We start from the raw sequence: 18793 nt of genomic DNA on the forward strand, positions 1-18793 counted from the left end.
CAGTGATTTCTTCCTCGATGTCGCAGACGGAAGGTTCGATAATGACGGACGAATCGGTTACCAGCAGCAAACGCCCGTCAGCCGACGAGATAATTCTCTACGAGAAAGATCCCGAGACGAAAATCGCGACAATTACCTTCAATCGGCCGGATCACTTGAACGCACCGACCGCAGACGCGCGGCTCAGGTACGCGGATCTCCTTCACCGCTCGAACATCGACGACGACGTCAAGGTCCTGGTGATCCGGGGTGTCGGGTCCAACCTCGGTTCAGGGGCCGACATTCCGGAGGCGATGGAGATGGAGGCCGACCCGACCTCTGCCGCCCGCATACGCGAGCTCCGCGTCGACGACGAGTCCGCGATCAATTTCCCTCCCTCCGGGACCTACCGTCACGGAGCAACACTGACGCAGTGGTACGCGAACTCTGCTGCCGGGTGCCGAAGCCTGCAGGAATTCAAGAAGATCAGCATCGTCGAGGCCAAAGGCTACTGCTATGGGTGGCACTTCTATCAGGCCGCAGATGCCGACCTGGTGATCTCGTCCGAGGACGCCCTCTTCGGACATCCGGCATTTCGGTACATCGGCTTCGGTCCCCGCATGTGGACATGGGCACAGACCATGGGGCTCCGAAAGTTTCAGGAGATGGTCTTCACCGGGCGCCCCTTCACCGCAGCCGAGATGGCCGACTGCAACTTCGTGAACAGTGTCGTGCCCCGAGACGAACTCGAAGCCGAGGTCGCAAAGTACGCGCTCGCCTGCTCTCGCACTCGTCCGACGGACACCGTCTACATGCAGAAGATGTTCTTCGAGATGATGAAGCAATCACAGGGTGAGTACCTCGGCAGCATGCTCACCGGATTGTTCGAATCCCTCGGCGGTCACGCGCAACCCGACGCTCAGGATCTCGTTCTCGACGAAAACTCGGTCAATGCCGGCATCAACAACGCGGTCAAGGCGAACGACGACTTGTTTCCCCCCGACTTCAGATTGAGCAAATCAGGACGCCGCCGCGATCACTGATCACAGGGTCCGTCTCTCGACCGACACCCCCTCCGAAGGCAGGTCAAGCATGTCGAATTCACATGGTCCACTCAGCGACTATCTCGTCGTGGACGTGTCCGGCGGAATCGCCGGCGCGTACTGTACGAAAATCCTCGCGGACGGCGGCGCCGAAGTCGTCAAAATCGAGTCACCAGAAGGTGATCCACTGAGATCATGGACATCGACGGGCGACGCGCCGGCCGGTGACCGAGGTGGAGCACTCTTCGAGTACTTGTCGTGCTCCAAGCAGAGCGTGGTCATCGACCTGACATCCTTCGGCGATATCGATCACTTCCATCGTTTGCTCGACGCGGCAGACGCTGTCGTGTGGTCGCCCGACTCCCCGTTCAACTCCGGACCCGATTTCGAACCATCGGCCCTTCTGTCCGAGCACCCCCATCTTGTCGTCACCGCGATCACCCCGTTCGGATTGGACGGTCCGTGGAGCGACCGAGCCGCGACCGAATTCACCGTCCAAGCCTGGTCGGGTGGCATTGTCGGACTCGGCCGCGGAGCCCCGGACCGAGCGCCGGTTCACGTCGGCGGCCGTATCGGCGAGTGGTTCGCCGGTGCCTACGCGGCCAGCGGCACCCTCGTCTCGCTGCGCCACCGAGCGGAGACCCGTAGCGGAGAGATCCTCGACGTCTCGATGCTCGAGACCTCCGTTCAGGGCCTCACGTACCATCCTGTCAGCTTCTACGAGCTGAGAGACAGGCCATTCCGCTCGGAACGCTCGATCTTCGTTCCGGGTGTCGCGGAGGCATCGGACGGCATGGTGGCGGTCGGTTGCGCAACAGCGCAGCAGTGGTCCGACCTGTGCATCCTCGTCGGCCACCCGGAATGGATCGACGAGGAGGCTCCGCTCGCGATCACGCAGCGCGCGAACGAGCTCGCGCCCCAGATCTACGAGTGGATACGCGCTCGAACCATGGACGAAGTCTCGGAGGCTGCGACTTCGTTTCGCCTTCCGAACGCTCCTGTAGCTCACGGCGCCAACGTAACCGAGATGGATCACTATGGGGTGCGCGGTTCGTTCGTCGAGAATCCCGGCGGGAACTTCACACAACCGAACCATCCCTACCGGATGACTGCTTTCGAGCTACAGCCGCCACGGCCGGCACCGAGGCTCGGTGAGCACACCGAGGACTATCGGGCACGTTTCCGACCGTCCGATGCGGCTGGACGACCAGAATCCGCGCAGTCGGAACGGTCGCGGTCGGAGTCCTTGCCGTTCTCCGGGATGCGGGTGCTCGACATGACTGCGTTCTGGGCCGGGCCTTCCTGTACCCATGTTCTGGCGATGCTCGGAGCCGAGGTGATACATGTCGAGTCGACCTCGCGGCCGGATATGACGCGCATGATCGCTGGTGTTCCCATGACGGACTCCGACTGGTGGGAGAAGTCGCCCATCTTCTCGGGCCTGAACACGAACAAGAAGGGCATCACGCTCAACATCCAAACCGACAAGGGTAAAGAGCTGTTGCGTGAGCTGGTGAAAACCTGCGATGTCATGGTGGAGAACTACACCCCACGTGTCCTGGATCAGATCGGAATGGACTACGAATCGGTCAAGTTGCTCCGCCCCGACCTGATCATGGTCCGGATGCCGGGCTTCGGTCTGGATGGGCCGTGGCGTGACAAGGCTGCGTTCGCGTACGTCATCGAGGACGCGTCCGGATTGACCTGGTTGACCGGGCATCCCGACCAGAATCCGGTCGAACCGTACTCGATCGGGGATCCGAATGCTGGAATCCATGCTCTCAACGGTCTGCTCATCGCCCTGGCACATCGGGACCGTACCGGTGAGGGAAGCTTGGTCGAGGCCAGCATGATCGACGCCGCGCTGAACGTCACGGCGGAGCAGCCGATCGAGTACTCCGCGTATGGGAACCTGCTGACCCGGCAAGGAAATCGCGGACCGACTGCAGCGCCGCAGAATCTCTATCAGACCGAAGGTGTCGACGAGTTCGGTCGCGACGACTGTTGGGTAGCCATCGCAGTGGAGACCGACGAGCAGTGGCGAAGTCTACGAACCGCAATCGGATCACCGGGCTGGGCCGAGGATTCCGAGCTGGACACCGCAGAAGGACGGCGTCGGCAGCACGACCTCATCGACAAAGAGCTCGCCGCTTGGTGCCGGACGCGAAACGACGACGACATCGTCGAACGCCTGTGGGCTGCAGACGTGCCGGTAGGCAAGGTCATGCAACCGCATCGTCAGGCGGAGCTACCTCAATTGCAGTCACGGTCGTTCTTTGCCGAGGTCGATCACTCTGTCAACGGGCCCGCGTTGCACAGCACCCTTCCCATTCGTTTCTCCTCGATGGCCGATCAGTACCGTGCCGCCCCGGCGCCACTCCTGGGCGAGCACAACTCCGAGTTGCTCGCCGGACTCGGACTGACGGAGGACGAGATCGAACAGCTGGTGTCAGAGAACGTGATTGGTAACGCGCTCTCCTTCTAGCTTCCCCACCGAGGGCGAGGTTCACGCCTCGAACCCGAGCGGGGTGCCTGTCTAGAACGACTCAGAAAGGCACACGATGGAACCGATGCAGGACATGCCCACAACTGATCCCCCATTCGCGTGGGTGATCGAACATCGAGTTCCCGCGGTCGGAATCGGAGCGGCGCCATGAACTCCGAGGTGTTTCGGCCCAGGAAGGCTCGGCCCGGAAGGCGCCCTCGACGGCGAACGACGTCACCACCCTCCGCGCGACGTTGCATAGCGCGTCTACGTGCAGGAGGGATGGCAATACTCGGTGACGGTATCGGCGTGAGCCCCCGATACGATCTGATCTGTCTGGCGGACCGACTGACTGTCGAGCACACGGCGTTTCTCGTACGTCATACGTCCGGTTTGCTGCAGGTGGCACTCCGAGACGAAGCCCTCGGCCGGCTGCAGATCCCTCCCGTGGCTCCGTCGGTGAACCGGATGCAGTCACAGCAATGTGTGGGCGTGGATGCGGCTGTCGGGATCGGTACCGGTATCTCCGCCATCGATCGGACACGCACGATCAACACACTCGGCAGACCGGATGCCGTTGCAGGTGACTTCACCAGGCCGGGCCATGTGCTGCCGGTACGAGTCGCCGGGCATCCACCGCGCCGCGACGTCGCCGGGGCCGCATTGCAGCTGGCCGAATGCAGCGGATCGAACGCCGTCGTGTTCGCGACAGTGGTCGGCTCCGAACCCGATTCGACCGGGCTGCTCCAGCCCACCGAGGCCGTCGAATTCGCCGGCCACCACGATATTCCGATCATCAGCTACACCGATGCGAGACTCGCGACCCACCTCGACCACGTTCTCGACCTCGAACAGCCGAACCCCGGACACACTGGGCAGATTTCCTTGGACGGTGCATCATGACCACATTGCTGTCACACGACTCCGACGTCACCGAAACGAACAGCCTGCCACTGTCGATGGTGGAGAGGATGACGCTCATCATGGAGGCGTTCGACCGGCCGCTCGCACGGCTGACACTCGACGACGTCACCCAACACACCGGTCTTCCTCGCTCGACCGCGCACCGAATTCTGGATCAACTCGTGCAGTGCCGATGGCTGATTCATGCCAAGACGCACTACAGCCTGGGGAGCCGAGCACTCACCCTCGGCGGCAGAGAGCGTACACAGCACGAACTTCGTTCGGCTGCGGCGAATGTGCTCCAAGCCCTGGCGCGCCACACCGGGTTGTGCGTGCACCTCACGACTCTCGCTGGTTCAGAGGTCTATTTTCTCGATATGTTCGGCGCAAAGTACGACCAACGAACCCCGCTTCAGGTCGGAGGTCGGGCACCCGCCCACTGCACGGCGGCCGGCAAGGCGATCATGGCGGGACTCACTCCCGAGTACGTCGACTCGCAGTTCACGACCACCGTTCGAGGGCGGCAGACCGCACGCAGCATTCACGACATGGACACTCTTCATCAGGAACTCGCCCGCATTCGCGCACGCAACGGACTCGCAGTCGAGCACGGCGAGTATCTGCCGCACCTGTCCTGTATCGGTGCCGCGATCCGGGGTCCGGAAGGCCCCGTCGGGTCGATCTCGGTCGCCACGCGCCACGATGGCCCGATCAGGTCACTTGCACCCATCGTGCTGCGCGCGGCCAGGTCGGTCTCGAACACCCTCGCTCACAACGAGGTACCGCACTAGAGAGTCGAACGCAATCGCCGCACGGTCGGGTCGAACCGATCCGATGCCGACCGGTCGTACTCGGACGACCGGTCGGCGTCGGAGACGGTGATCGAGCCCAGCCCGTAGGGTGCGGTCAGCGTGAATCCGCTGCCGTGCCGGGTGAGCGTCAGCGCTCGCTGCGCCGTGCGGCACGACGATGCCGTGACCCTCGACAACAGTGACACCCATTCCGTACGCCGGGACCCCCGTTCCGCACGCCGGATCGGCGCCACCTGATGGAAACCGGCCGGCATCATTCGATCGTCACCCCATCCAATGTCCCTGTTGCTCGCCACTTTTCGAGTATCTCGAAGAAGGCGACGGGACCTCCTCCGTACCCTGCGGAGAGCAGGCTGTCAGGGTTCTCCGTATCACCCTCGGTGTCGAGGTAGCTCGGCGTACAGTCTGCGAAGAACTGCTTGCCCATCACGGTGCTCTCGGCCATCGTCTGCACCCATTCGTCCTCTGCCTCCTGATCTGCTTCCACGAGGGAACCATTCCGGCGGTCCCACTCCTTCAGGATGTAGGCGAGGTGACGTGCTCGTTCGTCGGCAGTGTGCACATAGTTGTGAGCAATACCCGTTTGGGTGTATCCCAGGAAGAAGCAGTTGGGGAAGTCATGGGTCTGCAAACCGTGAAAAGTCTTCGGCCCCTTCGCCCACTTGTCGCTCAGTCGAGTTCCGCCACGTCCGGTGATATCGAATCCCGACCGTCGTGTGTAGCTCGTACCGACCTCGAATCCAGTGGCGAACACGAGAGCATCGACCTTGTACTCGACGTCCCCGACCACCACGCTGTCGCGGGTCAAGCGATCCAGGCCACGCCCACCGGTGTCGACCAGGTGAACGTTGTCCCGGTTGAACGTCTGGAGGTAGGCATCGTGGAAGCTCAGCCGCTTGCAGAGCCGCTTATACCAGGGCTTCAGCGCTTGGGCGATCTCGGGGTCGTCGACGAGCGCGTCGATCCGGTCCCGCACCCGTTCCATGGACTTGTAGTCTTCCTCGAAGAGGTACTCTTCGATTTCCTCCATCGTCATGTTTCCCCCGCGGCGCTCCATTTCCTTCATCACCGCTGGGGCGGTCAGTTCACGAGCGACCTGCGTCCATCCGTCGTCGACGAGATCGGCATCAGTGGCACCCATTCCTGCGGTGAGCGCGGTGAAGTTCTGCATTCGCTCTCGTTGCCACCCTGGCTTCAATCCCTCGGCCCACGTGTAATCGGTCGGCCTGTCGCCTCGGACATCAACCGCCGCCGGAGTCCGTTGGAACACGTAAAGAGCTCCTGCCGACGCACCCAGATGTGGTACGCATTGCAACGCGGTTGCACCTGTGCCCACGATTCCGACCCGTTTGTCGGCCAGCTTCGTCAGCCCCCCACTCTCGTCTCCCCCGGTATACGAATAGTCCCACCGACTGGTATGGAAAGTATGGCCCTCGAACTCGTTGATACCTGGAATCCCGGGCAACTTCGGGCGGCTCAGCGGGCCTGGCGAGACGAGTACGATCGTGGCGGTGATCCGGTCGCCCCGATCCGTCGAGACGTTCCACTTCCTCGCCTCGTCATCCCATTCCATGCCGGTCACAGCAGTCTGCAGAAGCGAATTCCGGTACAGATCGTAATGTTCGGCGATCTTCATGCAGTGTCGCCGAATCTCGGGCCCGAACGCGTACCTCCGCGCCGGTACGTACCCCAGTTCCTCCAACAACGGCATGTAGATGTAGGACTCGATGTCGCACTGAGCTCCCGGGTATCGATTCCAGTACCAAGTACCGCCGACATCGCCTGCCTTGTCCACGATACGAATGTCCTCGAAGCCTGCTTCTCGGAGACGGACCGCCGCAAGGAGGCTTCCGAGTCCGGCTCCGATGACGAGGACCTGAACCTGGTCGGTCACCGGGTCGCGATCCGTATGGGGGGTGTACGGATCGTCGGCGTAATGGGAGAACTCCGCAGTCACCTCGATGAACTGGTCGACTGCGTCGGAACGCAAGCGTTTCGCGCGCTCGTAGCCGTACTTCGCGCGGACCCACTCCGGATCATAAGTCTCCGGCTGGGGACCTGGATCCTGTTCACGGACGGTCATGTCAAGCTCACTTTCACTACGTGGGCTGTGGCTACGGAGAGCCATTGCGGCACAGGACGATCAGGTGGCGACCAAGCTACGCGCACCGGCCTTACTGGGAGATTCTCAGGACTGAGCGAAACGCTCTCGTAGCGGCCGCGTATCAGGCACGCCGCGGTAGATGCCGCGGTCGACCAACCGTGGAACCACCTCGTCCACGAACTCGCGAATGGCAATCACACCGGTCGGGAACATCAGATTGAACCCACCGACGTGACCGTCGTCGTGCCAAGTCGCGAGATCATCCACGAAGTCGTCATACGAACCCACGAACTTTCGGTGCTGTGCACCTCCGCGGGCCAGCGACTGGGCCGTCACATCTCGCACGGTTGCACCGGGATGCTCGGTGATCCAGTTGTAGAGCCCGACGTAATTTCCGTAGGTGCTCTTGATCGTGTCCTGCACGTCCTCGGGCTTGGGGATCTGGTCGAGCGGAAACGGGTCGTCGACGCTGTCGTAGGTGAACTCCAGTCCGAACTGCACCAGCGCGAACGGTGCGTAAACCTCGTACGGAACGTGGTCGTCGAGAGCACGCAGTTTGTCTTCGGCTTCGGCGCGCGTTCGGCCGAGGTACGGGATGAGACCCGGGATCGCTGGAACGCTCCCTTTCGGTCGGCCAGCCGCTTCCAGCGCCTCGTCCAGTTGCGCTCGGTAGTCGGCCGCCTGTTCGCGCGTGTTCGCGTTCGTGAAAACCATCTCGGCGTGCTTCGCCGCCACCTTGATACCAGGACCGGATCCGCCGGCCTGCGCGATGAGCGGTCGGCCCTGAATGCTCGGCGCAACGTTCAAGGGCCCCAGTACCTGAAAGTTCTTGCCCTGGTGGTTGATGGGATCTGCGTAGAACCGCCGAATGCCGTCCTGGTCGTAGCGGAGTTCTCGGTTGTCCCACAACCCGGTCACCACGTCGAGGAACTCGTCGGCAATGCGATACCGCGTCGCACGGTCGGGATGGCCGTCTTTGCTGTAGTTGAGCGCCCACTCTTCACTCACACTGGTCACGGCATTGAAACCCGCTCGTCCGTTCGACAGCTGATCGAGAGAGCCGAGCAATCGTGCCAGATTGTAGGGGTCGTAGAACGATGTCGATGCGGTTGCAATCAGTCCCAGATAATTGGTCTCGACCGCCAAGGCAGCGAACGCAGTGATGGGTTCCGGTGGACCACCGTCGAATGCCGGCGAACCGGCGGTGCCGGCGATATCGCCGAGGAACATGGCTGTGAAGAAGCCTTCCTCGGCCAGTTTCCCCATCTCCGAGATCGGGAGGTAGGCATTCCGCCGGTTCGGCCCACCCCCGTGATCACGCTCGTATGCCGGCGTTCCCTGGTGGTGGTTGATCTCGTTCCCAACCAGATTCAAATGCAAGTAGCGTTGCTTCGACATATGCTCTCCGTCTTATATATTCGTTCAGCTCGGCATTCGTGCGTACGCCCCGACGAGCATCTGCCCGCAATCTCTGTGAACAGAGTAGAAATCGCCGTGGGACGGGTCACCCGTGGTCTCGCTGTACGAGATCGATGAACAGCGGATACGACAGCGTGTTCATCCAGCGAGTACGGGCCCATCGACTCGATTTCGAACTCATGTCGAGCCTTGGTCCGGATTCCGCTCGGCAGCAACCGGTGTACCTATCAGTGACTTGACCGACGACACCGAGTCGGTCGAAGTCGCCATGGTGCCGCCCTGAGTGACGTCGAGCTCTTGCCCGAACCACGTCATCCCGTCAGGCTCGGCCGGGGTCCACCCCAGCGCTTCCCAGTCCGGATCGAAGATGTGATAGTTGCCGGAGTAGAGCTCGATTCTGTGGCCCGATCCCGGCTCTTCGACGTACAGATACATCGCTTGTCCGATTCCGTGTTTTCCTGGGCCACAATGGAATTTGACGTCCAGGTCCCGCAGCGTATCTGCCGCGGTGAGTAGATCGCTGTGGTTCTCGATGTTGAACGCCACGTGGTGCAGCTGAGCGTCTTCACCAGACATACTCATCGCGATGGCGAGATCGTGCACCTGAGAGGTCACCGATGTCCAGGACGCGATCAGGAAGTCGTTCTCCGGGACGTAGACGTACTCTCGACGCTTGAATCCGAGACTCTCGCGCAACCACTGCTCAGCGTTTCCCACATTCTCGGGTGAGGCCTGGATGTTGTAGTGGTCGAGCCGCCTGGCGCCGAGGCCCCGGCGCCGCGAAGAATTGCTCTTGAGTCGCGAGGCGATTTCTTCGGGAGCCTTTGGAGCGTCGATGTCGTAATAGAGCTCGAAAGCATGCCCGGCGTACGGCACTACGAATCGCAGTGCCGCACCTCGACCGGCTTGGTGTCCGGCCGGAAGTTCGGCAACCTCGACGCCCTGGGCCGACAGCTGCTCCTCGAACAGGTCGAGGTCCTCGGGTCGTTGGACTCGGAAGCTGTAGGAATCCACGGTCGCGGTGTCATTCTGAAACAGCACCAACGAATGATGCTTGAGCTCTTGGTAACCCCTGAGATAGACAGTGTCGCCGGTCCGTTCGACCTCCTCCATGCCCAACACGTCGCGGAAGAACGCAAGGGATGTCTCCAGCCTGGGGGTACCCAGGGCGATAGCTCCACAATGCGCAATCTGTGGCCGGCCAGGGCCTGCTGCGGTCATTTCGTGTTTCTCCTCACGCGTCGGACGAGTCGTTGAGAGGAGGCTAGAGCTGGACTTCGACTCGGCTCAGCAATGATTCCGCTCACTGGAACCCATGCCGAATGCGCTCGACGACGGGCGCGTCATGCCTTGGAGTTCCTGGATCCCGCTGCATCCCGTTGGTTGGGACGCCGGACCCAAGACGCCGGAAAGACCTGCAACTCTGCGTCTACTGCCTTCGGTGTCGTGGAGCAAGCCCGGCCGACATCGAAGGCAGTTCGACCTCACGGAAGTCACCGACGAACGGAGTCGCACGCGATGGGAAAACTCGACGGCAGGACCGCGGTGGTCACCGGTGCCGCGCGTGGTCAAGGGCGCAGTCACGCAGTCACACTTGCCGCAGCCGGCGCAGACATCGTCGCAATCGACATCTGCAGCGACATCGAGACGAACCGGTATCCGATGGCTACTCGCGAGGACCTCGAAGAAACGTCCCGTCTCGTGGAGAAGGAGGGTCGCCGATGTGTGTCGGCAGTCGCCGACGTTCGTGATGCCGCACAACTGCAAAGGACCATCGACGATGCGGTAGCCGAACTCGGCGGCCTCCACATCGTCGTCGCGAATGCCGGCATATGCCCCCTTGGTGACGTCCCGGGCAAAGCGTTTCTCGACGCCGTCGATGTCGACCTCGTCGGCGTGGTCAACACCGTCAGCGCTTCATACCCTCATCTTTCGGCCGGGGCGTCGATCATTGCCACCGGGTCCGTTGCGGCACTGATGAAGGGAAGTGGCACCGAGGTTCTCGGTCCGGGAGGGTTCGGGTACAGCAGCGCGAAACGCCAAGTGGCTCAGTACATCCACGACCTCGCACTGGCGGTGGCGCCCGAGTCGATTCGGGCCAACTGTGTGCACCCTACGAACTGCAACACCGACATGCTGCACAGCGATCCCATGTACAGGGTCTTCCGACCGGATCTGGCGTCCCCGACCCGCGAGGACACCGTCGAGGCATTCAAATCGGGTCAGCCGATGAACGTCTCGTGGATCGAGCCCGACGATGTCAGCCGAGCGGTCTTGTTCCTTGCTTCGGACGATTCCCGGTTCGTCACCGGATTGCAGATGAAGGTCGATGCAGGCGCCGCACTGACGCACACCAACCCGTATTCACTGAAGTAGCCCCACGAGCGCAGGACCGGCCAGTGGTTACTCGCTGCACCCGAGAGGACCCCATGATCAAGGAGTATCGCCAACTGTTCATCGGCGGCCGTTGGGTCGACAGCGAACACGGGCGCGTCGACCCCGTGATCAATCCGGCGACCGAAGACCCGATCGGCCTCGCGCCCGTCGGTAGTCGCGGCGATACGATCCGAGCAATCGAAGCCGCACGGGACGCTTTCGACAACGGGCCGTGGCCAGGCTTGTCGGTCGCCGAACGCTCTCGAATACTGCTTCGGATGGCGTCGGCCATGGAGAAGAGAATCGACGAACTGGTCACGCTCAACATCGCCGAGACGGGATGCACACGGCCCGGGGCTCAATCGTTCCAGACGGGCATTCCCATCTCACACTTTCGCGACATGGCCGAGCGCGTGCTGCCTACCTTTCCGCTCCAGGTACCGCTCTCGCCCAGTTTCGGAGCAGGGATCGGGCAAGGTGTAGTCCTCCGTGAGCCGTTCGGCGTGGCGGCGTTGATCTCTGCGTACAACTTTCCGCTGTACCTCAATCTGATGAAGTTGGGTCCCGCACTCGCTGCCGGTTGCACGACGGTACTCAAACCGTCTCCGACGACGCCGCTCGAGGCATTCGTCCTCGGCGAGATCGCCGAGGACGCCGGCCTTCCGGACGGTGTCTTGAACATCGTGTCGGGAGACGCCGATGCAAGCAGCGAACTCACCACCAACCCTCTGGTGGACGTGGTGAGCTTTACCGGCTCGGACACTGTGGGGCGCAAAGTTTTCGAGCAGGCGGCGCCGACGTTGAAGAAGGTCGTTCTCGAGCTCGGCGGGAAGTCGGCAAATGTCGTGTGCGACGATGCGGATCTTCGTCGTGCTGCACAGTCGGTCGTCCGTGACACCATTCTGCATGCGGGCCAAGGATGCGCCTTTCTCACTCGGACGCTCGTGCATCGGTCTCGATTCGACGAGCTTCTCCGCCTGGTCGAGGAGCCACTGAGCGCGATCACGCTCGGCGACCCGGCGTCGGCGGACGTCACGATGGGCCCGCTCGGCAGCGCCTCTCAACGGGAACGTGTGGAGGAGCTGATCAGAACAGGCATCGACGAGGGTGCGACGGTCGCATTCGGCGGAAGACGGCCGGCACACCTGGACAAGGGCTACTTCATCGAGCCCACACTGTTCGTCGATGTCGACAACTCGATGACGATTGCCCGTCGCGAGTTCTTCGGTCCAGTGATGATCCTCATGCCGTTCGACGACGACGACGAGGCGGTCCAGATCGCAAACGACAGTGAATACGGTCTCGCAGCCGGTGTCTGGGCACACGATCCCATTCGAGCCCATGGCATCGGTCGAAGGTTGCACGCGGGATACGTGACCATCAACGGCGGCGGAGGCGGACTGAATCCCGATGGGCCGTTCGGCGGATACAAGCAGAGCGGTCTGGGACGAGAGCGCGGTGCAGCCGGTATGGACGAGTTCTTGCAGACGAAAACGATGATCTGGGGTGTCGCATCCGGCTAGCCACGCAGCCGGGCCGCTGACCGCAATTCCCTTCGGAGAACACGCTTCCTCTGTCCGCCGCAGGTTCTCCGCACCCTTCGCCAGCCCTACCAGCCAATCAGAGAAGACACGATCACCAGGAGGAGAACATGAGCACATCCGAACCCGCACCGGTGTGCCCTGTCCGCGACTTCAACCACTACAGCGAGCTGCCGTTCGGTGAGAAGATCAAGATCTACGACGAGCTGCGTGAAGAAGCACCGGTGATCCGAAACGAGTTCGCCAACGGTCACTACATCGTGACGCGCTACGAAGAGATGCTGTCGGTCTATCAGAACGCAGATGTCTTCTCCAGTACCGCTGTGACGGTGTTCAACCCGAATCCGGCCTTTCGGTGGATTCCGGAGATGCTCGACGGCGACGAACATCGTCAGTGGCGCAAGCAACTCGGTCCACTGTTCTCTCCGAAGTTCGTCGAGCGTCTCGAGGACAAGGTCCGCCAACGCGCGGTCGACGTCATCTCGAAGATCGCAGAACGAGGCAAATGCGACTTCATGCACGACTTCGCGAACCAGTACCCGTCGTTCATCTTCCTCGAGCTGATGGGACTGCCCTTCGAGGACCTCGACACCTTCTTGCACTGGGAGGACGAGATCCTGCACGTGTCCGGCGAACCGGAGGAAACCGCCCGCCGTCGCGCCGCCGCTACAGTCGCCCTGACCGAGTACTTTCGGAAGATCATCGCAGAGCGACGGGAGTCGCCTCGGGACGACATGATCAGCAAGGCGATCCAGTTCGAGGTCGACGGCGAGCCGGTGTCGCAGGAAGATCTCGAGTCCTTCTGCATCCTGATGTTCATGGCCGGCCTGGACACGGTGTCCGCCACCTTGGGAACGACGTTCATGTTCCTCGCAACACATCCAGAGCACAGGCAGTCGATCGTCGACGATCCGGACCTGATCCCTTCGGCGATCGAGGAGATTCTCCGGGCCTTCGCCATCGTCATTCCGTCACGGAAGGCAATGGAGGACACCGAAATCGCAGGGTGCCCGATCAAGGCCGGGGAAATGATCTCACTTCCGCTGAACGCCGCCACCCGCGATGAATCCGCATACGAGGACGCCAAGGTGGTCGACTTCGAGCGTGGTTCCACCAACCACATCGCGTTCGGCGCAGGCCCCCATCGGTGCTTGGGGTCCCACCTGGCGCGGCGCGAACTCCGTATCGCGTTGGAGGAGTGGCACCGCCTCATTCCGAACTACCGACTCGCCCCGGAGTCGGCCCCGACCGAGTCCGGGGGGCAGCTCGGACCCAACAGCAACATCCACCTCGAATGGGAAGTGTAGGCGTCGATATGCGAACAACAACAGGTCGGGACAGATCAGGTACCGACTCCGAACCCTCACACAGGTCGAGACGGGCGGCGTGTGTGGCCGCCACCGTCCTTCTCCTGGCCACCGCCGCAGCCTGCAGTGCAGAGGACTCGGACAGCGCCACGGAGGCAGGGGCTTCCCAGGACACTCCTTCGGCCGAGTTCCCGGGCGAAGCCGCAGCCGGCGAGGCGGTTCGGATCGGGCTCATCAACAACGAAGGTGGGCAGGCCATATCCCAGCCGGAGAACCGTGAGGCCGCCGAGGCTGCAGCCAAGTACGCAAACGAGAATCTCGGAGGAATCGCCGGTCGCCCCATCGAACTGGTGATCTGCAAGAACGCAGAGGAACCCACCTCCGCGCGCGATTGCGGTAATCAGATGGTCGAGCAGAACGTGTCGGCGGTCGTGGTCACGACGACAGGACTCGGTAGCATCATCGCGCCGATCGTCACGGCCGCGGGAATTCCCTACGTCACTGCGCTGGGCGGAAGCCGTGAAGAGATCACGTCCGAGAACTCGTTCGTGCTGACGGCCGGGTCGAACACCTCTCAGGCGATGGCGAACTTCGCCAAGGAACAGGGCTGGAAGACGGCCGTCGCCTACACCATCGACAGCCCGGCGGCCACCGGCTCGCTGGAGAACATGGGCGCGCCGCGCTTCAGGGACGCCGGTATCGATTTCGACATCATCCGAATCCCGTTCGGCGCTCCCGACGCCACTCCGCAAGTCAGTGCCGGTCTCGACAAGAACCCCGACGGTGTCCTCGTGTACGGCGAATCCACCGTCTGTACTTCGGTTCTGAAGTCACTGAACACACTCGGCTCGAGCGCTCAGGTCATCTCACCGCAGACATGCGTCGCACCCGAGGTCGTATCTGCAGTGGGGAACTCGGGCGTCGAAGGAATCAAGGTCTTCAGCAGCGCCGACACCGTATCGGACAACAGCGAAAGCGTTCTGTATCGCGCAGTCATGGAGAAGTACACCCCGGATACGCCCACCCAGGGCTTCGCCGTCGCCGGCTACCAGGGAGTACTCGGTCTGGTTCGTGCGACAGCAGATCTGTCCGGTGAGGTCACCCCGACCTCCATCGGTGACGCCATCAGGGCTGCCAAGGAGGTCGAACTCCCTGCGGGCGACGGCATCACGTTCACCTGCGACGGTACTGCTGTTCCCGACCTGAGCTCTCTGTGCGGCAGCACGATGATCGTCCTGACGATGCAGGACGGCGAACTCGCAGAACCGTCCAAGGTGAGCGTTCTGCCCGAATAGTTCGGTTCCCCCACATCACACAGCGGTACGCGGCTTTCCGAATAGATCGAATCGGGAAGCCGCGTACTGCTTGTCGCCGTTCGTCGTGAGTAGCCACGTCTCGACCTGCAAGTCTCGCCCCTGCACACCTCGACCCGACACACGGGTGCGGCGGACAGGTAGTCCTGTCCGCCGCACCCGTTGTGCCAGCCTGCCTACATCTGGGCCCATACGGTCTTCGACTGCAGGTACGTGTCGATTCCCGCCTTGCCGGCCTCGTAACCCCACCCCGACTGCTTGAAACCACCGAACGGCATCGAGTGGTCGAACTGGAGTTGGCAATTGAGGCCGACGGTTCCCGCTTTCAGCCGCTTGGCCACACGATGAGCACGTCCGAGACTTTCGGTCCAGATCGTGCCGGCCAGGCCGTACTCCGTGTCGTTCGCCAGTGTTATCGCTTCGTCCTCGTCGTCGAAGGGCAGGACTGTAACTATCGGCCCGAAGATCTCCTCCTTGAACAACCGACTGGTGCTCGGGTCGATCTTGGTGGCGACGGTCGGGTGCACGAAGTATCCCTTGCGATCCAGACGATGCCCACCGGTGACCAGTTCGACTCCTTCGGCCCGCCCCTGCTCGAGATAGCCCATCACCCTCGTCAGTTGCTTCTGGCTGATGAGCGGTCCGATCATGGATCCTTCCTCGTCGGGGCCGCCGAGCTGGAGGTTGTTCGCCACGGTTGCGATGCCGTCGACGACCCGCTCGTAAATGCTTCGCTGCACAAAGATTCGTGAACCCAGCATGCAGACCTGGCCGGAGTGCAGGAAGCAGCCGAACGCCGCCGTTGCGATCGCCAAGTCGAGATTCGCATCGTCGAAGATCAACACCGGCGACTTGCCGCCGAGCTCCAGCGTGACTTTGTTGAGGTTGCTCGAGGCAGAGGCGTGCACGATCTCTCGGCCGACTTCCGTCGACCCGGTGAACGCCACTTTGTCGACATCGGGATGAGCTGTGATCGCAGCCCCGGCCGTATGTCCGAATCCGTTCACCAGGTTGGCGACACCGTCCGGCACGCCCGCTTCGGAGAGAATACGATCGAGCACGAGTGCCGAAAGCGGTGTTTCCTCGGCCGGTTTGACGACGGTGCTGCAGCCGGCGGCCAGAGCCGGCGCAAGCTTCGCACAGTAGTTGAAGATGGGTCCGTTCCACGGAAAGATCAACCCGACAACGTCGTACGGTTCACGCAGTGTGTACGCGTGCATGTGCGACTCGATACCGGTCAGTCCACCAGTGTTCACAGACCTCGCGATTCCATCGACTTTGGTGCACCAACCGGCGTAGTAGCGAAACCACTCCGAGCCGACCGCGGTGATGACCTTCGCCTGCGACCGTGGTATCCCGGCATTCAACGACTCGAGTTCGGAGAGCACGTCAGCGTTCTCGTCGATGAGGTCGGCGACGCGCCACAGCACTTTCGCGCGCGAGTAGTCGGGCATTCCCGACCACACCCCCGATGCGGCCGTCGCCTTTGCGGCTGCAACCGCCTCGTCGACTGCCTCGGGTCCGGCGTCCTTGAATTCGGTGATCTGTTCTTCGGTAGCGGGATCGATGACAGGGATCACTTCCCCGCTACCCGGCCGCTCACGGACCTCGTCCAGTACGGACTGCACCGTCATAGTCTTCCCTTCGCCGCTCCGCGATTTGTATGTCGAAGCCCACCAGTCGGGCCGCTCCACCGGACGGTATGCACGCACCAGCCTCTCTACGAGGGTGTGTCTCGATGGGCAGGACCGAGCTTGCCAACCGCCGTCCGGCCGAGGAGGACTCGCTCGGTGGGCCCTCACTGGCTTTCGATATTCGGCTGATTCCGCGACGCCCTCTGTTAGCCTGGATTCCACCAGTCGAGACCGTCCGCACGACACTCTGCGAGCCATTGCTCGACGCCCGTTCTCAGGCGTCGCAGCATTGCCAACTCAACCATTGCACGAGTTTCAGGACAGGCATGAATACACGTCTCACCACCAAGTCCGATGGCAACGTCGGCAAAGAACCGGTCACGGAAGACTCGGCCGAGTTGAAGCGCGCCGAAGCCGACTTCGCTGCCGCCGACGCCGAAGCGACGGCCGCGCGTGCCGAAGCCGAAGCAGCTCGGGCACGCGCCCGCCTTCTCCGGCTGCGCGGGTATCCGTCCTCCAACGAGTCGTCCGACGTCCCGGAGTCCGACGGCTCGTCGACGGGAATCGAGCCGCCACCATCCAGCGACTCCTCGTCGCCCACTGAAGTCGTATCGAAAATCGAGACCTCGACGCCCGACGACAAGTCCTCCCGCCGACCGAAGATCCGCCTCGCCAGGGCGCGACGGCTCCTGCGTGGTCCGGCAAGGCGCGGCGCGAAGCTTCGACAACCGACCAAGCGGGGCCTGGCATTGACTGCGATGTCACTCGTCACGATCGGCGCTCTGGTCGTCGCCGGCCTCATCGGCCTGAACCACACGAGAGTGCAGGCCGATGCGAGCCGTGCAAACGCGTTCGTCGTGGCAGCCAGGCAGGGTGTCGAGGCGCTCACGACCCTGGACTATCGCAATGCCGAGAACGACGTGCAGCGGCTCCTCGCTCGGTCTACGGGCGAGTTCTACGAAGACTTCATCGGTCGCTCCGAGGATTTCACGTCTGTGATCGAACAGTCCGAGGTCACGACGAAGGGAAATGTCACCGGGTCTGCAATCGAGTCGCTGGGCGACGGTACAGCCGAGGTCTTGGTATCCGCCACCTCGGAGGTGACCAACGCGGCCGGGGCCGAGCAGGAACCGCGCATCTGGCGACTGCGAGTGACGGTCGACGACATCGACGGAGAACTGAAGATTTCGAAGGTGGACTTCGTACCATGACAGGGACAGATACCGTGAGTGAATCCGAATCCCAACCCTCGAGCGCCGGCAGCGAAGGGTCGCAGGCCGAAAGTTCGATCGAGGACCGCCCCACACGCCGCCGGGTGCTCTCGAACCCCAAGTTCGCACCGATCGTGCTGGCTACGACCATGACCGTCGCACTCGTTGCAGCCGGAACCGCATACGCGACGGTGTACCGGAACGACAAGGCCTCGTCCGACGAGGCCAACCAGGAGATCGTGACCTCGGCCAACGACGGCGCTGTAGCTATCCTCTCGTACTCGCCTACCGAACTCGAGGCAGACTTCACGAAGGCCAAGACCCACCTCACCGGCGAGTTCCTCACGTACTACGAGGAGTTCACCACCAAGGTGGTGAAGCCCGCAGCTACCGACAACGGCGTCGATACCACTGCTCAGGTAGTGCGATCCGCAGTCTCGAAGCACGAGGACGACACTGCCGAGGTCCTCGCATTCGTGAACCAGACGACTACGAGCACGCCGAAACCGGAACCCGAGCTCAGTTCCAGCACCGTGCGTATCACCCTCGATCGCGTGGACGGGCGCTGGCTGATCTCGTCGTTCGACCCGGTCTGACCACCGATCTCGAGCCGTTCGCACGTGGAATCGCGCGGAGGCGAACAGCTCAGCACGGAAGCCGGAGGCG

15 protein-coding genes are annotated in these 18793 nt (G+C 62.3%); 10 read left to right on the top strand and 5 right to left on the bottom strand.

Annotated features, from left to right (window positions below; genetic code table 11):
• Positions 1-41: 41 nt before the first annotated feature.
• The 4 genes from ACFWO3_RS18585 (at position 42) to ACFWO3_RS18600 (ending at position 5201) form a co-directional block, all read left to right on the top strand.
• A complete protein-coding gene (locus ACFWO3_RS18585; RefSeq protein WP_378580433.1) occupies positions 42-1022 on the top strand; it encodes an enoyl-CoA hydratase/isomerase family protein in 981 nt (326 codons plus the stop codon).
• Between the two features lie 49 nt (positions 1023-1071).
• Positions 1072-3507: a CaiB/BaiF CoA transferase family protein gene (locus ACFWO3_RS18590; RefSeq protein ID WP_378580435.1), complete on the top strand. Its 2436-nt coding sequence runs from the start codon at positions 1072-1074 to the stop codon at positions 3505-3507.
• A 168-nt stretch (positions 3508-3675) separates the two neighbouring features.
• Entirely contained in the window at positions 3676-4410 is a 735-nt protein-coding gene (locus ACFWO3_RS18595) for a 3,4-dihydroxy-2-butanone-4-phosphate synthase (protein ID WP_378580437.1), read from the top strand.
• Positions 4407-5201, top strand: coding sequence for an IclR family transcriptional regulator (locus tag ACFWO3_RS18600; RefSeq protein ID WP_378580439.1), 795 nt, complete (start codon positions 4407-4409; stop codon positions 5199-5201). Before ACFWO3_RS18595 ends, ACFWO3_RS18600 begins: the two co-directional genes overlap by 4 nt.
• On the opposite strand, the gene ACFWO3_RS18605 is transcribed toward ACFWO3_RS18600, so the two are convergent.
• The 4 genes from ACFWO3_RS18605 to ACFWO3_RS18620 all read right to left on the bottom strand — a co-directional run bounded on the left by ACFWO3_RS18605 (position 5198) and on the right by ACFWO3_RS18620 (position 9966).
• Positions 5198-5479, bottom strand: a complete 282-nt coding sequence (locus tag ACFWO3_RS18605) for a hypothetical protein (RefSeq protein WP_378580441.1) — start codon at positions 5477-5479, stop codon at positions 5198-5200. The two genes, ACFWO3_RS18600 and ACFWO3_RS18605, sit on opposite strands and share 4 nt — an antisense overlap.
• Positions 5476-7305 carry a flavin-containing monooxygenase gene (locus tag ACFWO3_RS18610; protein WP_378580443.1) on the bottom strand — a complete coding sequence of 610 codons (1830 nt, stop codon included), beginning with the start codon at positions 7303-7305 and terminating at the stop codon, positions 5476-5478. Before ACFWO3_RS18610 ends, ACFWO3_RS18605 begins: the two co-directional genes overlap by 4 nt.
• A gap of 105 nt (positions 7306-7410) precedes the next feature.
• Positions 7411-8724, bottom strand: coding sequence for an NtaA/DmoA family FMN-dependent monooxygenase (locus ACFWO3_RS18615; protein ID WP_378580447.1), 1314 nt, complete (start codon positions 8722-8724; stop codon positions 7411-7413).
• A 198-nt stretch (positions 8725-8922) separates the two neighbouring features.
• On the bottom strand, positions 8923-9966 hold the full coding sequence (locus ACFWO3_RS18620; protein WP_378580449.1) for a VOC family protein: 1044 nt from the start codon (positions 9964-9966) through the stop codon (positions 8923-8925).
• A 297-nt stretch (positions 9967-10263) separates the two neighbouring features.
• Between ACFWO3_RS18620 and ACFWO3_RS18625 the strand changes: the two genes are divergently transcribed.
• The 4 genes from ACFWO3_RS18625 to ACFWO3_RS18640 all read left to right on the top strand — a co-directional run bounded on the left by ACFWO3_RS18625 (position 10264) and on the right by ACFWO3_RS18640 (position 15264).
• Positions 10264-11121 carry a mycofactocin-coupled SDR family oxidoreductase gene (locus tag ACFWO3_RS18625; RefSeq protein WP_378580451.1) on the top strand — a complete coding sequence of 286 codons (858 nt, stop codon included), beginning with the start codon at positions 10264-10266 and terminating at the stop codon, positions 11119-11121.
• A 53-nt stretch (positions 11122-11174) separates the two neighbouring features.
• Complete coding sequence (locus tag ACFWO3_RS18630) at positions 11175-12644, top strand: aldehyde dehydrogenase family protein (RefSeq protein ID WP_378580453.1); 1470 nt, start codon at positions 11175-11177, stop codon at positions 12642-12644.
• 128 nt (positions 12645-12772) lie between these two features.
• Positions 12773-13969, top strand: coding sequence for a cytochrome P450 (locus ACFWO3_RS18635; RefSeq protein ID WP_378580455.1), 1197 nt, complete (start codon positions 12773-12775; stop codon positions 13967-13969).
• 83 nt (positions 13970-14052) lie between these two features.
• Entirely contained in the window at positions 14053-15264 is a 1212-nt protein-coding gene (locus tag ACFWO3_RS18640) for an ABC transporter substrate-binding protein (RefSeq protein WP_378580457.1), read from the top strand.
• A gap of 194 nt (positions 15265-15458) precedes the next feature.
• Here the strand turns inward: ACFWO3_RS18640 and ACFWO3_RS18645 are convergent, their stop codons facing one another.
• Complete coding sequence (locus ACFWO3_RS18645; RefSeq protein WP_378580459.1) at positions 15459-16916, bottom strand: aldehyde dehydrogenase family protein; 1458 nt, start codon at positions 16914-16916, stop codon at positions 15459-15461.
• 326 nt (positions 16917-17242) lie between these two features.
• Between ACFWO3_RS18645 and ACFWO3_RS18650 the strand changes: the two genes are divergently transcribed.
• Positions 17243-18127, top strand: a complete 885-nt coding sequence (locus tag ACFWO3_RS18650) for a hypothetical protein (protein ID WP_378580461.1) — start codon at positions 17243-17245, stop codon at positions 18125-18127.
• Positions 18124-18723, top strand: a complete 600-nt coding sequence (locus tag ACFWO3_RS18655; RefSeq protein WP_378580463.1) for a hypothetical protein — start codon at positions 18124-18126, stop codon at positions 18721-18723. Before ACFWO3_RS18650 ends, ACFWO3_RS18655 begins: the two co-directional genes overlap by 4 nt.
• The last annotated feature ends 70 nt before the right edge of the window (positions 18724-18793 follow it).

The sequence above is a fragment of the Rhodococcus sp. NPDC058521 genome (assembly GCF_042719695.1).
In the GTDB taxonomy this organism is placed as follows: domain Bacteria; phylum Actinomycetota; class Actinomycetes; order Mycobacteriales; family Mycobacteriaceae; genus Rhodococcus_F.